The organism is Sphingosinicella terrae, assembly GCF_003347635.1.
In the GTDB taxonomy this organism is placed as follows: Bacteria; Pseudomonadota; Alphaproteobacteria; order Sphingomonadales; family Sphingomonadaceae; genus Allosphingosinicella; species Allosphingosinicella terrae.
The window spans coordinates 312,741-327,230 of the sequence record NZ_QDFY01000001.1 but is presented as its reverse complement, the minus strand read 5'-3'; the positions used below and the strand labels follow the sequence as shown (position 1 = coordinate 327,230).

At 68.3% G+C, this 14,490-nt stretch carries 13 protein-coding genes; 10 read left to right on the top strand and 3 right to left on the bottom strand.

The window, feature by feature from the left end; all coding sequences use genetic code 11:
- On the bottom strand, window positions 1-978 hold the full coding sequence (locus DDE10_RS01490; RefSeq protein WP_114950952.1) for an MBL fold metallo-hydrolase: 978 nt from the start codon (window positions 976-978) through the stop codon (window positions 1-3).
- Between the two features lie 13 nt (window positions 979-991).
- On the bottom strand, window positions 992-3,409 hold the full coding sequence (locus tag DDE10_RS01485; protein WP_114950951.1) for a TonB-dependent receptor: 2,418 nt from the start codon (window positions 3,407-3,409) through the stop codon (window positions 992-994).
- A 114-nt stretch (window positions 3,410-3,523) separates the two neighbouring features.
- Here DDE10_RS01485 and DDE10_RS01480 point away from each other — a divergent pair, with 114 nt between their 5' ends.
- On the top strand, window positions 3,524-4,423 hold the full coding sequence (locus DDE10_RS01480) for a LysR family transcriptional regulator (protein WP_114950950.1): 900 nt from the start codon (window positions 3,524-3,526) through the stop codon (window positions 4,421-4,423).
- A 6-nt stretch (window positions 4,424-4,429) separates the two neighbouring features.
- Here DDE10_RS01480 and DDE10_RS01475 read toward each other — a convergent pair whose 3' ends face one another.
- Window positions 4,430-4,915 (bottom strand): MarR family winged helix-turn-helix transcriptional regulator, encoded by a 486-nt coding sequence (locus DDE10_RS01475; RefSeq protein WP_114950949.1) that lies wholly within the window; start codon window positions 4,913-4,915, stop codon window positions 4,430-4,432.
- A 292-nt stretch (window positions 4,916-5,207) separates the two neighbouring features.
- Here DDE10_RS01475 and ectA point away from each other — a divergent pair, with 292 nt between their 5' ends.
- The 9 genes from ectA to DDE10_RS01430 all read left to right on the top strand — a co-directional run bounded on the left by ectA (window position 5,208) and on the right by DDE10_RS01430 (window position 14,371).
- Window positions 5,208-5,684, top strand: coding sequence for a diaminobutyrate acetyltransferase (gene ectA, locus DDE10_RS01470; protein WP_432653696.1), 477 nt, complete (start codon window positions 5,208-5,210; stop codon window positions 5,682-5,684).
- A gap of 15 nt (window positions 5,685-5,699) precedes the next feature.
- Window positions 5,700-7,001 carry a diaminobutyrate--2-oxoglutarate transaminase gene (gene ectB / locus DDE10_RS01465; protein WP_114950947.1) on the top strand — a complete coding sequence of 434 codons (1,302 nt, stop codon included), beginning with the start codon at window positions 5,700-5,702 and terminating at the stop codon, window positions 6,999-7,001.
- Between the two features lie 11 nt (window positions 7,002-7,012).
- Window positions 7,013-7,417 carry an ectoine synthase gene (locus tag DDE10_RS01460; RefSeq protein WP_114950946.1) on the top strand — a complete coding sequence of 135 codons (405 nt, stop codon included), beginning with the start codon at window positions 7,013-7,015 and terminating at the stop codon, window positions 7,415-7,417.
- A complete protein-coding gene (gene thpD, locus DDE10_RS01455; protein ID WP_114950945.1) occupies window positions 7,414-8,349 on the top strand; it encodes an ectoine hydroxylase in 936 nt (311 codons plus the stop codon). The genes DDE10_RS01460 and thpD overlap by 4 nt, the downstream gene beginning before the upstream one ends.
- Window positions 8,346-9,779: an aspartate kinase gene (locus tag DDE10_RS01450; RefSeq protein ID WP_114950944.1), complete on the top strand. Its 1,434-nt coding sequence runs from the start codon at window positions 8,346-8,348 to the stop codon at window positions 9,777-9,779. Before thpD ends, DDE10_RS01450 begins: the two co-directional genes overlap by 4 nt.
- A 40-nt stretch (window positions 9,780-9,819) precedes the next feature.
- On the top strand, window positions 9,820-11,055 hold the full coding sequence (locus DDE10_RS01445) for an MFS transporter (RefSeq protein WP_114950943.1): 1,236 nt from the start codon (window positions 9,820-9,822) through the stop codon (window positions 11,053-11,055).
- Complete coding sequence (locus DDE10_RS01440) at window positions 11,052-12,431, top strand: MFS transporter (protein ID WP_114950942.1); 1,380 nt, start codon at window positions 11,052-11,054, stop codon at window positions 12,429-12,431. Before DDE10_RS01445 ends, DDE10_RS01440 begins: the two co-directional genes overlap by 4 nt.
- Window positions 12,432-12,492: 61 nt before the next feature.
- Window positions 12,493-13,740 (top strand): mechanosensitive ion channel family protein, encoded by a 1,248-nt coding sequence (locus DDE10_RS01435; protein ID WP_284734370.1) that lies wholly within the window; start codon window positions 12,493-12,495, stop codon window positions 13,738-13,740.
- 127 nt (window positions 13,741-13,867) lie between these two features.
- Window positions 13,868-14,371, top strand: coding sequence for a DUF421 domain-containing protein (locus DDE10_RS01430; protein ID WP_114951669.1), 504 nt, complete (start codon window positions 13,868-13,870; stop codon window positions 14,369-14,371).
- The last annotated feature ends 119 nt before the right edge of the window (window positions 14,372-14,490 follow it).

Sequence of the window (14,490 nt, the reverse complement as noted above, 5' to 3'; positions counted from 1 at the left end):
TCAGAAACCCTCGAGATCGTTGGCGATGACGACCGGCCCGTCATAATGCTCGGCGATCTCGCGCAGGTAAGCCAGATGGGCGGGGCTGCCCGTCTCCGCGCCGACGAAATGGGTGACGACGACCGCGCCGACCCCCGCTTGCGCCGCCAGCCGGCCGACGTCTCCCGGCAGCAGATGATGGTTGCGCAGATGCGCCTCCATTCCGGCCGCCGCTCGCGGGTCGAGGTCCGGCGATGCGAGCCTCACCTTGGCGATCGTGTCCTCGACGTCCATCATCTCGGCGACGAGCAGGTCGGCGCCGCGCGCCAGTGCCTCGACCGCCGCGCTCGGGCCGGTGTCGCCGGTATAGACGATCGAGCGCCCGGGCAGGTCGAAGCGCAGGGACAGCGACTGGTACCGCGCGGCGAGATCGCTCCCCGGAGCGAAGCTGTAATGGCTGTTGCTGCGCGCCCGGATCGTCATCCCGTCGAGTGCGACCGTCGCGCCGTCGCGCAGCTCGGTCACCTCGACCTGTCCCCGCGGATCGGCCTGGGGCGTGCCCGGCACGCCGTAGCCGGCGGTCGTCCCCGGTACCATCGACGCGAGCAGCCCGTCGACCAGAGCCGCCGTGCCGGGCGGGCCGTAGATCCTGAGCCGGTTGGGCGCATTGGTCTGCCAGCGCAGTCCGAGCAGCCCGGCCAGTCCGGCGGTATGATCGAAATGGAGGTGGCTGACGAACACTGCCTGGATCCGGTTCGCCGGGACGCCCGCCTTGGCGAGCTGGCCGGCCGTACCGTCCCCCGCATCGATCAGATAGGCCCGACCGCCGTTCAGCAGCAGATTGGCGGGCTGGGACCGGATCGGGCTCGCGATCGGCCCGCCGCGGGTGCCGAGCGTGATCCAGCGATCCTCCTGGGGCGGCCGCTCCGGAGCCGGACCTTGAGCGGCGAGCAATGCCGTCGGCAGTGCCAGCAGCAACAGGAACAGGGAACGCCTCATCGCGATCGACCCTTCAGAACCGGTAGCCGATCCGGACGCCGTAGGTGCGCGGCGCGGTGGTGATGTACTGCAGGCTCGACGCCGCATTGTAGATCGGCACGTTCACCAGCACCCGCTCGTTCTCGATGTTGCGGACGAAGGCGGCGACATGCCAGCTCTCGTCGCTCGGTCCGAACATGATCTGCGCGTTGGTGGTCCAGCTGTCCTGGACCAGCTCCTCGGGCAGGAAGTCGACCTGCACGTAGCGCTCGCTCTTATATTGGGTGTCGACGCTGCCGATCAGCTGGAAGCGGCCGATGTCGATCGTCTGCTGGACGCCGAGATTGACCGTCCATTTCGGCGCGTTGAAGGCCGGGAAGCCCGAGCAGTCGATCGTCCACACGCCGCCGGCAAGCGTCGCCGGGCAGCCGGTCAGCGGCGGCGCGCCGGAGGCGCTCACCGGCTCGGTATAGACGAAGCTGTCATATTCGCTGTCGAGATATTGGACGTCGGCGCTGAGCAGAGTGTTCGGCAAGGGCAGGAACTGCGTCTCGATCTCGACGCCCCTGATCGTCGACTGGCCGATATTCTGGCTGAACTGGCCCTGGTTGCCGCGCGCGTCCACGCCGATGCGGCCGATCTGCTGGTCGCTATAATCCCACCAGAAGGCCTCGAGGTTGAACTGAAGCCGGTTGTCGAGCAGCCGGTTCTTCATCCCGATCGTATAGGCGGTGATATATTCCGGATCGTAGGTCTCGCGCCCGGCGGACAGCGAGAAGCCGCCCGAGCGATAGCCCCGCTCGACGCTCGCATAGAGCAATGAACGCGGCGCGAGGTCATATTCGAGCCCGGCGCGCCAGGTCACCTCGCCATTGCTGAACCCCGAATTCACCGGCGTCACCGGACGGGTGAGTATGGCGCCGGTCGTGCCGATCGGCCGCGCCTGGTCGGGCGGCGGGATGATGAAGGGCGGCTGCAGTTCGGTGAAATCGTCGGTCACCGGCAGCAAGGGCACATTCGGGCAGCTCGGCACGCCGAACGGGTTGCGCACGGTGCAGACGACGACGAACACGTCCGCCTGGCCGTCGAACCTCTTGCGGTCATGGGTGTAGCGAAGGCCGCCGACCGCGCGGAGACGGTCGGTGACGTTCGCGGTCAGCCGGCCGAACGCCGCCCAGGATTCGGTGCTCGATTCGAACTCCTGATAGGCGTTGATCGCCTGCTGGGCGAAGGTGTAGTCGCCCTCGACCTGCTCGTCGAAATAATAGAGCCCGACGATGTAGTCGAGGAAGCCGATCCGGTCCCCGGCCAGCCGCGCCTCGACGCTGAACTGCTCGTCCTCCTCCTGGATATAGCCGATGAAGGCGGGGTTGCCGAACTTGTAGTCCAGGCTGGCGCGGCGCCACGCCGGGATGATCGTGAAGGTGCCGATCCCGGTGTCCCAGGTCACCTCCGCATTGAGGCCGTAAAAGTCGTTATCCTGGTAGATGTCGGGATCGAGCGGGGCGGCATTGCGCCCGGAGACGCCGAGGAACAGGGTCTGGCGATAGGCCTGCGAGGCCGGATCGAACAGGCCGGTCGAGCGGTCGAGCCCCGAGGGCACGAAGCTGTAGGCGCCGGTCGGGAAGTTGAAGGCGTAGCGGCCGCCATAAGAGGAGCCGATGCCCATGCCGCCGGTATGACTGTAGTCCCCGGCGATCCGCACCGTCAGCTCGGGCGTGAGCTCGGCCAGGAACTGGGCGCGCAGCGCCTGCGTCTCCTCGTCCGAGCTGCCGTCCGAGAGATAGCCGTCCCGCTCGACGAGGTTGCCGGAGATGCGGAAGGCGGCGCTCGCCCCGATCGGCACGTTCAAGGCGCCCTGCAGGTTCAGCGCATCGTAATTGCCGTAGGAGACGGTGGCGAAGCCCGAGAACGCGCCGAGCTCCGGCCGCGCCGGCAGGATGTTGATCGCGCCGGCGGTGGCGTTGCGGCCGTAGAGGGTGCCCTGCGGCCCCTTCAGCACCTCGACCCGCTCGAGATCGTAGAAGACGCCGGACGTCGAGGTCGGGCGGCCGACATAGACGCCGTCATAATTGAAGGCGGTCGCCGGGTCCGAATAGCCGTTGACGGTGAAGTTGCCGACGCCGCGCAGGAAGATCGAGGTATTGGCGCCGCCGGCGGCCTGGACGTTGAGCGACGGCACGATCGTGCCGAGGTCGGTCGCCTGGGTGATGCCTCGCGTCAGCACCTCGTCGCCGGCGACGACGTCGATGGCGATGCCCGCGCGCTGCGCCGATTCGGCGCGGCGCTGCGCGGTGATGACGATATCGTTGATTCCCTCGTCCGACGCCGCATCGCCCGGTGCGGGATTGGAATCGCCGCTGATGTCCTGGACCGGCGCGTCCTGCGCCAATGCCGGCTGGCTGGCCAGAGCCAGTGCCATTGCGGTTCCGATCCAGGCGGCCTTGCGCATCCCCGTCTCCCTTCATGCTCATTGTCCTTGAGCTTGGATGCTGGGGTCGCAGACGCAGCTTCATCAGTCCAATTTTTTGTTTTTCTGGTTATCCACAAATGCTATCGATGGTTCGTGCGCCTCGACAGCTTCGATCTCAACCTCCTTGTCGCCTTCGACGTGCTGCTCGAGGAGCGCAGCGTCACCCGCGCGGCGCGGCGCCTCAACGTCACCCAATCGGCGATGAGCGCGTCGCTCAAGCGGCTGCGCGAGGCCATGCAGGACGAGATACTCGTGCAGCACGGCAAGCGCATGATCCCGACCGCGCATGCGCTGAAGCTGGCGCCGGAAATCTCTGCCGCGATCCTCGCCCTGCGCAGCCTGATCTCGGCGGGGACCGCCTTCGATCCGGCCACCTCGCAGCGCCGCTTCAGGATCGAGGCCTCGGACTATATCACCACCGTCCTGATCGTGCCCTTGCTCACCGTGCTCGCGCGGGAGGCCCCCGGGATCGCCCTCGATCTGTCGCTCCCGTTCGAGGGCAGCGCCGAGCGCCTGGCGAACGGCGATCTCGATCTGCTGCTGACGCCCGAGCAGTTCATGCGCCAGGAGCATCCGCGCGAGCTCCTGTTCGAGGAACGCCACGTCGTTGTCGGCTGGTCGGGCAACCCCCTGCTCCACCGCCGGATGACCGAAAGCGAGTTCTTCGACGCCGGCCATGTCGCGGTCAGGATCTCGGATCGCGACACCTTCATCGAGAGCGTGCTGCGCGATTATGGGCCGCGCCGGCGGATCGAGGTGATCGCCCCGTCCTTCATCCAGGCGCCGTGGCTGCTCCCCGGCACGCTCCGCCTCGCCTTGATGCACGAGCGGCTGGCGAGGCTGGTCGCGCCCGGCCTTTCGCTCGCGATCGGCGAACCACCCATCCCGCTGCCGGTGATGCGAGAGATGATGCAGTTCCACGCCGCCCGGGCGAAGGATCCGGGCCTCGAATGGCTGCGCGCCCGGCTGCGGGACCTCGCGGTCCGGGCCTGAACCCGTTCAGATCGCCGAGCTGCGGTCGATGGCGCCCGAATCGAGCAGCGGCGCGGCGTCGTGGTCGGTGCCGAGGACATCGGCGAGACGGCCGAGGCCGGCGAGGATCATCGCCTGCTCCCAGTCCGGCAGCGCCGCGAAGCGCTCGATGAAGCGCGTCTGGAGCGTGTCCGGCGCCGTCTCGATCTTGCGCGCACCGGCGCTCGTGAGCGCCAGGTTCACGCGCCTCTTGTCCTGCGCGCTGCGCTGCCGGGTGACCAGCCCGCTTTCCTCGAGGCGGTCGACGATATTGGTGATGGTCGCCTGGCCGAACTGGAGCGCCGCGGCCAGTTCGGTGGGCGTGACGTCTTCCCGCTCCCCGATCTCGTGAAGGACCAGGAGCTGCGACGGAGTCAGTCCGGTCGCCACCGCCAGCTGGCGGTTGGCCAGCTCGGAGGTGCGCAGGATCCGCCGCAGCGCCTTGAGGGCGGCGATGGTGAGCGCGTTGTCCACCGGCCATCGGTAACTCGCCGGGACGGCGCGGCCAAGCGGGATAATCCAACATGGATGGAAGCATTCTCCTTCGGAATGTGAATGGGTTGGGCGGAGCAGGCCGGCTGGTTGCAATAATCCCACACTCTGCTAAAGCTGCGCCACACCAGTCCGATCCCGATATTCATTTCACACAGGAGCCTTATTGGTTCGGTTTTCGAACCTTATTCCTTTGACTATGTCGATCAAAACCCGCTTTGCCCCTCCGACGCCAACGGAGGACGGCGCCGAGCCACAGACTGTCACGCTGAGATTGCCGCGGGCCGAGGACGGTCCCCACGTCACCGCGCTCATCGCCGCTTCGCCCCCGCTCGACATCAACTCCGCTTATTGCAACCTGCTGCAATGCACGGACTTCCGCGAGACGTGCGTGCTGGCCGAAAGCGGCGGCAGGCCGATCGGCTGGGTCTCCGCCTATCGGCCGCCCGCGGACCGCGATCGGCTGTTCGTGTGGCAGGTTGCGGTCCATCCCGACGCCCGCGGCCTGGGGCTCGGCCTGCGCATGCTCGAGGCCCTTCTCGAGCGCCCGGCCAGTGCCGGCGCGCGGTCTCTCGTCACCACCATCACCCGCGACAACCAGGCTTCCTGGCGCCTCTTCGAGGCCCTCGCCCGGCGGCTCGGCGCGACGATCGACTCCTCGCCGCGCTTCGATCGGGCCGCCCATTTCGGCGGTGCCCACGCGACCGAATGGGAAGTCCGCGTCGCTCCGCTTTCCGACCTTTCCCGATAATAGGAGACCCCTTTGATGACCCTTCTTCCCCGGCCGAGCTTGGCCGCGCCGACGCCCGCCATCTACGACCGGCGGGAATCCCGGGTGCGCAGCTATTCCCGCGCCATGCCCCGGCAGTTCGCCAAGGCCGAAGGCGCCTGGCTGATCGATGACGAGGGCGGCCGCTACCTCGATTTCCTTTCCGGCTGCGCCTCGCTGAATTACGGCCACAATCATCCGGTCCTGAAACAGGCTCTGCTCGATTACATCGAGGCGGACGGGGTCGCCCACGGGCTCGACCTCCACACCACCGCCAAGGAGGCGTTCCTCGAGGCGCTGGAGGAGGTCGTGCTGGCCCCGCGCGGGCTCGATTATCGCGCAATGTTCACCGGCCCGACCGGCACCAACGCCGTCGAGGCGGCGATCAAGCTGGCGCGCAAGGTGACCGGCCGCGAGCTCGTCATCGCCTTCACCAACGGCTTTCACGGCATGACCCTCGGCGCGCTCGCCTGCACCGGCAATGCCGGCAAGCGCGGCGGCGCGGGCGTGCCTTTGTCGCACGTCTCCCACGAGCCCTTCGAATCCTATCATGGCGAAGGGTTGGACACATCCGCCTTGCTGGAGCGGCGGCTGGCCGATCCGTCGAGCGGCCTCGATGCGCCCGCGGCCATCATAGTCGAGACGGTCCAGGGCGAAGGCGGCCTCAACGCCGCCTCGCCGGAATGGCTGCGCGCGATCGCGGCGATCGCCCGGCGGCATGGCGCGCTCCTCATCGTCGACGACGTCCAGGCCGGCTGCGGTCGCGCCGGGGGCTTCTTCAGCTTCGAGCAGATGGGCTTCACGCCCGACATCGTCACGCTCGCCAAGTCGCTGTCCGGCATGGGGCTGCCCTTCGCGCTGACCTTGTTCAGGCCCGAATTGGACGTCTGGTCGCCCGGCGAGCATAACGGCACCTTCCGCGGCAATAACCACGCCTTCGTCACCGCGACCGCCGCCCTGCGCCATTTCTGGGCCGATCCCGCCTTCCGCGACGACGTCGCGCGGCGGGCCGGGCTGCTGGAGGCGCGGCTCGATCGGATGGCCGAGCCTTTCGGATTCTCGACGCGCGGACGGGGCATGATGCGGGGGATCGACGTCGGATCGGGCGAGACCGCCGCGGCGGTGACGGCCGCCTGCTTCGCGAAGGGCCTGATCATCGAGACGAGCGGCCCGAACGACGAGGTCGTCAAGGTCCTGGCGCCGCTCGTGATCGACGACGCCCTGCTCGCCGCCGGCCTCGACATCCTCGAGCAATCGCTCCGCGAGGAGCTCGCCCCCACCCTTTCCGCTGCCGCCTGAAGGAGACGATCATGATCATACGCAAGCTCAAGGACATCCGGTCGAGCGACCGCAACGTGAAGTCGGACGGATGGGAGAGCGCTCGCCTGCTGCTCGCCGACGACGGCATGGGCTTCTCGTTCCACCTGACGACGATGCGTGCCGGCTGCGAGCTCAGGATGCACTACCGCAATCATCTCGAGGCGGTGATGGTGCTGAAGGGCACCGGGTCGATCGAGGATCTCGACACGGGCGAGGTCCATCCGTTGCGGCCGGGCGTGCTCTATGCCCTCGACAAGAACGACCGGCACGTCGTCCGGCCGACCACCGACATCCTCACCGCCTGCGTGTTCAATCCGCCCGTCACCGGCCAGGAGGTGCACGACGAGACCGGCGCCTATCCGGCGGCGCAATCGGACCGGGTGGCGGCGGAATGAAGCTTCGAAAGCAGGCCTTTGAGGATATCTATCCGTCCCGCCACGCGGCCGAGCCGGAAATGCTGGAGCGCCGGGATCCGGTCGTCTTCGGCGACTGGCGTCCCGGCTCGCCGCTTTCGCGCGAGCAGGTCGAGCGCTTCGACCGCGAAGGCTATCTCGTGCTCGAGAATGTCCTCGATCCCGCCGAGCTGTCGGCGCTCGATGTCGAGATGCGGCGCCTGCTCGGCGACCCCGGCACGCTCGAAGCCGAGACCGTCGTCAGCGAGCCCGGCAGCAGGGAGATCCGCTCGATCTTCGCCATCCACCGGCAAAGCCGGCTGATCGGCAGGCTGGCGGCGGACGAGCGGCTGGCCGGGCTGGCCGCCTTCCTCCTCGGCGACGACGTCTACGTCCACCAGTCGCGGCTCAACTACAAGCCGGGTTTCAAGGGCAAGGAATTCTATTGGCATTCCGACTTCGAGACCTGGCACGCGGAAGACGGCATGCCACGCATGCGCGCGCTCTCCATGTCGGTGCTGCTTGCGGAGAACACGCCGCTCAACGGGCCGCTGATGGTGATGCCCGGCTCGCACCGGACCTACGTCACCTGCGTCGGCCAGACTCCGCCGGATCATTACCGGATGTCGCTCAGGAAGCAGGAATATGGTGTTCCCGACGAGCTCAGCCTCGCCACGCTCGCCCATAGGCACGGGATCGAGGCACCGACCGGCAAGCCCGGAACGATCATCCTGTTCGACTGCAACATGATGCACGGCTCCAACGGCAACATCACCCCCTTTCCGCGCGCCAACGCCTTCCTGGTGTTCAACGCCGTGTCGAACCGGCTGCAGGCCCCGTTCGCGGCGGACCGGCCGCGGCCGCCCTTCGTCGCCGAGCGCGACTTCGCGCCGATCGCGCCCCAGGCGGGCCCGCTGGACAGGCTGGCGGCATGATGAGCGGGCACAGCGTCGAAAAGATCGGCGGCACGTCGATGGCCGCCACCTCGACCCTGTTCGAGAATGTCCTGATCGCGGGGCGGACGGGGCGGCGACTATATGATCGCATCTTCGTCGTCTCGGCCTATGCCGGGATGACCGACCTTCTGCTCGAGCACAAGAAGACCGGCGAGCCGGGCGTCTTCGCCCGCTTCGCCGGCGGCGATCCCGGCTGGCGCGAGGCGCTGGATCGGGTCGGCGCCGCGATGCGCGAGCGCAATGCCGGCATGTTCGCCCGCAGCCAGAGCCGGGAGCAGGCGGACGGCTTCGTTCACCGGCGCGTCGGGCTCCTGCGGGCCTGCCTCGACGATCTCGATCGCCTCCGCGGCCACGGCCGCTTCTCGCTCGACGAGCAGATGGAAACGGTGCGGGAGATGCTCGCCGGGCTCGGCGAGGCGCACAGCGCGCATTCGACGGCGCTGCTGCTGGGCGACCGCGGCGTCGATGCGGCCTTCGTCGACCTCACCTTGTGGCGCGCGGACGATCGGGCGAGCCTGGACCGGCGAATCCGCGAGGCGCTTGCGCCGATCGACGTCGCCAGCCGGATGCCGATCGTCACCGGCTATGCCGGCTGCGAGGGCGGGATGGTGCGCCGCTATGCGCGCGGCTATTCCGAGATGACCTTCTCGCGGATCGCCGTGCTGACCGGCGCCCGCCGCGCCATCATCCACAAGGAATTCCACCTGTCGAGCGCCGACCCGAAGCTCGTCGGCGACCGCGCGCGCAAGATCGGACGGACCAATTACGACGTCGCCGATCAGCTCGCCAATCTCGGCATGGAGGCGATCCACCCCCGTGCCGGCCGCGGCCTGCGGCAGGCGCGGATTCCCTTGTGCGTCAGGAACACGTTCCAGCGCGACGACGAAGGGACGTTGATCTGCGGCGACTACGTCTCGGCGGAGTCCCGGGTCGAGATCGTCGCGGGCCTGCGCGAGCTCCACGCCCTCGTCTTCTTCGAGCAGGACATGGTGGGCGAGAAAGGCTATGACAGCGGCATCCTGGAGGTGATCGCCCGCCACGGCGCCTGGATCGTCAGCAAATCCTCCAACGCCAACACCATCACGCACTATCTTTCGGGCAACGCCGAAGCCGTGACGCGGATCGTCTCCGATCTCGAGGCGGGCTTCCCCGGCGCGCGCGTCACCGCCCGCCCCTGCGCGATGGTGGCCGCGATCGGCAGCGACATATCGGCGCCCGGGCTGATCCCGCGGGCCCTCGACGCGCTGGAGCAGTCGGGAATAGCGGTCCTCGCCCTTCAGCATCAGGTCCGCAACGTCGACGTCCAGTTCGTCGTCGAGCGCGAGACGTTCGATGCCGCGGTACGCGCTTTGCATGCGGCGCTCGTCGAGGAAGCCGAGCCCGGCATGAGCGGACTCGCGGCCGCCTGACCCTTGCGGAACCTTTGCGCCGCCTTGCTCCTTTCTGTGCGTGCTGAACGCCGTTTCCGCCGTCCGCAGCCTGCTGCTCGCCATCTTCATGCTCATGGCGGGCGGCGGCTTCATGGCGACGCTGATCGCCATCCGCCTCGAGCAGGCCGGCGGCAGCGCCCTCGTCGTCGGGATCGTCGGCACCGCCTATTTTCTCGGGCTGGTGCTGGGCTCGACCCGCGCCGGGTCCCTGGTCGCCCGCGTCGGCCATATCCGCGCCTTCGCGGCCTTCGTCTCGCTCTTTTCGGCAAGCACCCTCACTTATGCCGTCCACCAGGACCCTCTGCTCTGGTCGGGCCTCCGGCTCGTCGACGGCTTCTGCGTCGCCGGCGTCTATGTCTGTCTCGAAAGCTGGCTGAACGAACGATCGGAATCGGGGACGCGGGGGATGGTGCTCGCCGCCTACATGATCGCGCTCTACGTCGGTCAGGCCGCCGGCCAGTTCCTCCTCAACATCGGCGGGACGAAGCCGTCCATCCCGTTCCTGGCGGCCTCGATCCTGATCTCGCTCTCCGCCATCCCCGTCGCCCTCACCCGGATCCACGCGCCGCCGCTGCCGAGCGGCGCGACCCTGCCGATGCGGGCGCTCTTCGCCATCTCCCCTTTGGGCGTCGTCGGCGCCGCGCTCACCGGGGCGATGCTCGGCGCCTTCTACGCGCTCGGGGCCCTGTATGCGCGGCGGATCGGGATGGAGCTGTCCTCGGTCGCCCTGTTCATGAGCATCGTCATCTTCGGCGGCGTCGCCCTGCAATGGCCGCTCGGCCTGCTCTCGGATCGGTTCGACCGCCGCCGGATCATCGTGCTTGCCTTCGCCGGGACGCTTGCCGCCGGGCTTGCCCTCGCTTTGGCCGCTCGGCCCGGGCTGCCGCTCCTGGCGCTCGGCGCGCTCTTCGGCGGCCTGAGCTTCGCTCTTTATCCACTGTGCGTGGCCCATGCCAACGATCACCTCTCGCCCGATCAGCGGGTGCCGGCGAGCGGCGGGCTGGTTCTCACTTATTCCGCCGGCGCGGCCGCCGGCCCGCTCGCGGCCGCCGCCTTCATGACCGCGGCCGGTTCCCCGGGTCTCTTTCTCTTCGTCGCCGCCTGCGCCGGCGGCGGCCTGCTCTTCGGGCTCTGGCGCCAGATCCGCCGCTCGCCGGTCCCGGCCGCGCAACAGCGAAGCTATCAGATCCTGCCGCGCACGACCCCCGTCTCGGCCGTGCTTGATCCCCTGGCGACGAGCGAGGAAGCCTCATGAACCACGACAGCCAGCCCGCGCTGGTCGGCGCCGAAGTCCCGGCCGGACATCCGGAATCGGTTCCGGGGCCGGTGCTCCACCGCGCGATTGCCGCCTCGGCCCTCGGCAACGCGACCGAATGGTTCGATTACGGCATCTACGCCTATGGCGTCGTCTATATCTCGGCCGCCTTGTTCCCGGGGGAGGCGGCCGAGGCGACCCTGTTCGCGCTGGCCACCTTCGCCATCTCCTTCCTGGTCCGGCCGTTCGGCGGCCTTTTCTGGGGGCCACTGGGGGACCGCTACGGCCGCAAGACGATCCTCGCCTTCACCATCGTCCTGATGTCGGTGGCCACCGTCGCGGTGGGCATGATCCCCTCCTACGATTCGATCGGCTTCTGGGCCCCGGCCCTGCTGCTCCTCCTGCGGATGGTGCAGGGTTTCTCCACCGGCGGCGAATATGGCGGCGCCGCGACCTTCATGGCCGAATATTCGCCGGACGACCGCCGCGGCTTCTATGGCAGCTTCCTCGAGGTCGGCACCCTCGCCGGCTTCTCCTTCGGCGCCCTTTTGATGCTCGGTTTCTCGCTGCTGCTCGGCGAGCAGGCGATGTACGATTGGGCCTGGCGCATTCCCTTCTTCTTCGCCGCGCCGATGGGACTGATCGGGCTCTATCTTCGCTCGAGGATGGAGGACACCCCGGTCTTCCGCGAGATCGAGGCGCGGCACGAGACCGAGCCTGCGGCCTCGACCGAGCTGCGGCACCTGGTCACGCGCTACTGGCGGCCGCTCGTCGTCATGGGCGGCCTCGTCGTCGCCCTCAACGTCGTCAACTACACGCTGCTGAGCTACATGCCGACCTACCTGCAGCGCCGGCTCGGCCTGGGCACCGATGCCGCCTTGATCGTGCCCATCGTCGGCATGCTGTTCATGATGGTCTTCGTCCCCTTCTTCGGGGGCCTGTCCGACCGGGTCGGGCGAAAGCCGCTCTGGTGGATTTCGCTGGGCGGCCTCTTCGTCGGCGTGGTGCCGCTCTATTTGCTCATGGCCAGCGGCTTCGGCGGGGCGATCGTCGGCTTCGCCCTGCTCGGGCTGCTCTACGTACCCCAGCTGGCGACGATCTCGGCGACCTTTCCCGCCATGTTCCCGACCCACGTGCGCTTCGCCGGCTTCGCCGTCTCCTACAATGTCGCGACCTCGCTGTTCGGCGGCACCGCCCCGGCCTTCAACAGCTGGCTGATCGGCCGCACCGGCGACGAGCTGATGCCGGCCTATGTCATGATGGCGGCCTGCCTCGTCGGCATGGTCGCCTTGCTCCGCACGCCGGAGACGGCCGGCCGGTCGCTGCGCGGCACCGCGCCGCCCGGCCTGCGCGCCCCGTCCTTGGCGGCGGCGTGATCACGCGCGCGCTTCGGCCGCGATACCCGTTCGTCGATAGAGGGAGGAAGACATTTTCCAGTTGATCGAGGCCGCGCGCCTCGCCGATCCGCTCGTTCAGGCGCTGGTCGCCGCCGGCCTTCTCGTCGCCGCCGCCCTGATCGGCAACTGGATCGCCAAGGAGGTGCTGCTGAGGGCGCTCCGCATGGCGCTCGCGCGGACGAACGGCGATTTCGAGCGCGAGTCGTTCCTGCGCATCGTCCGGCGCCTCGCCAATCTCGTGCCCGCCACGATCGTCCAGATCGGCATCGCGGCCGTTCCCCATCTGCCGACGACGCTCGTCGCACTCGTCCGCAACGTCACCACCGGCTTCATGATCCTCACGCTCGCGCTCGCCATCGGCGCGGCCCTCGATTGGGCCAACGCGCTCTATGTGCGCCGGGCGAGCTCGATCAGCCGGCCGATCAAGGGCTACCTCCAGGTCCTCAAGATCGCCGTTTTCTCGGCGGCCGTGATCCTCGTCGTCGCCGTCCTGGCCGATCGGTCGCCGCTCCTCCTGCTGTCGGGCCTTGGCGCGATGGCAGCCGTCCTGATGCTGGTGTTCAAGGATACAATCCTCTCGCTGGTCGCCTCGGTCCAGCTTTCCTCGAACGACATGGTCAGGCTCGGAGACTGGATCGAGATGCCGGACTTCGGCGCCGACGGCGACGTCGTCGATATCGCGCTCCACACCGTCAAGGTGCAGAATTGGGACAAGACGATCACCACCATTCCCACCCATCGCCTGATAAGCGAGCCGTTCCGCAACTGGCGCGGCATGGTCGAATCCGGCGGCCGGCGCATCAAGCGCGCCTTGACGATCGATCAGAATTCGATCCGATTCCTGGAGCCGCAGGAGATCGACCGCCTCCGCCGCCTCTCCCTCCTCGCTCCCTATCTCGAAGCGAAGGAAGCCGAGCTCGCCTCATGGCACGCGGCGCGGCCGGGCCTCGAGCGCGATCGCGTCAATGCGCGCCGCCTGACCAACATCGGCACCTTCCGCGCTTATGTCTCGGCCTATCTCGCGTGGCGGGACGACATCTCCAAGACGATGTTCATGCTCGTCCGCCAGCTGCCGGCGGGTCCCTCCGGGCTGCCTGTCGAGATCTACGCCTTCGCCGCGAGCACCGATTGGGCCGAATATGAGCGCATCCAGGCGGATGTCTTCGACCACCTCATCGCCATCTTGCCCGAATTTCGGCTGAGGCTCTTCCAGCAGCCGACCGGCCTCGATCTCTCCGGCGCCTTCGCGTCCGAAGACGGCCCGCATCTGCGACGGATCGCGGGTTGAGCGTCGCGCCGGCTTCCGCTTCGGCGGGCTCCGCTCGGCTCCGACGACCGCCGGAGCCATTCCGCCTGCCGACGGGCCCGCTCGGCCGGGGAAGGAACCGGAAGACGGATGTCGCGCGTTGATCGGCATGCTCTTCGACGGTCTCCAGGGATTGCTTCGCGTCGTCCTGATCTCGCTGCTGGCTTATGCCTGGCTCGTGCTGGTCCTGCGCCTGTCCGGCAAGAGGTCTCTCGCCAAGCTCAACGCCTTCGATCTGGTCGTCACCGTCGCCTTGGGCTCCACCCTCGCGACCGTCCTCCTGTCGAAGGACGTTGCCTTTGCCGAAGGCGCGGCCGCCTTCGTCATGCTGGCCGGCCTGCAGTGGCTCGTGTCGAAGCTTTCGATCTCGTGGCGCTGGTTCGGCCGCCTGGTGAGATCGCAGCCGAGGCTGCTGATGGAGGACGGCGCCTATCGCTCCGCGGCGATGGCGGCCGAGCGCGTCACCCCGGCCGAGATCGACTCGGCCGTCCGCAATGCCGGGATCGGCCGCCTCGAGGACGTGGCCGCCGTCATTCTCGAGACCGACGGAAGCCTGAGCGTCGTCGGCCGGGCCGAGGGCGAGCTGACGGCGCTGCGATCGGTGCGCCGCTGAGCCCGGGCAGGGCCGTCGCCGGCCGCCCGGCGCCGCACCGTTCGCCGACAGGATTGCCGCGCCCGCCGACTTCCCGCCGCGCGCCGCATTGCGCTTAGGGGATGGGTCGGCGACACGGG

Excerpts from the sequence above, each read along its gene's own strand:
- DDE10_RS01490 (WP_114950952.1), bottom strand. The coding sequence starts at position 978 with ATGAGGCGTTCCCTGTTCCTGTTGCTGCTGGCACTGCCGACGGCATTG.
- DDE10_RS01485 (WP_114950951.1), bottom strand. The coding sequence starts at position 3,409 with ATGCGCAAGGCCGCCTGGATCGGAACCGCAATGGCACTGGCTCTGGCC.
- ectB (WP_114950947.1), top strand. The coding sequence starts at position 5,700 with ATGACCCTTCTTCCCCGGCCGAGCTTGGCCGCGCCGACGCCCGCCATC.
- DDE10_RS01460 (WP_114950946.1), top strand. The coding sequence starts at position 7,013 with ATGATCATACGCAAGCTCAAGGACATCCGGTCGAGCGACCGCAACGTG.
- thpD (WP_114950945.1), top strand. The coding sequence starts at position 7,414 with ATGAAGCTTCGAAAGCAGGCCTTTGAGGATATCTATCCGTCCCGCCAC.
- DDE10_RS01450 (WP_114950944.1), top strand. The coding sequence starts at position 8,346 with ATGATGAGCGGGCACAGCGTCGAAAAGATCGGCGGCACGTCGATGGCC.
- DDE10_RS01440 (WP_114950942.1), top strand. The coding sequence starts at position 11,052 with ATGAACCACGACAGCCAGCCCGCGCTGGTCGGCGCCGAAGTCCCGGCC.
- DDE10_RS01430 (WP_114951669.1), top strand. The coding sequence starts at position 13,868 with ATGCTCTTCGACGGTCTCCAGGGATTGCTTCGCGTCGTCCTGATCTCG.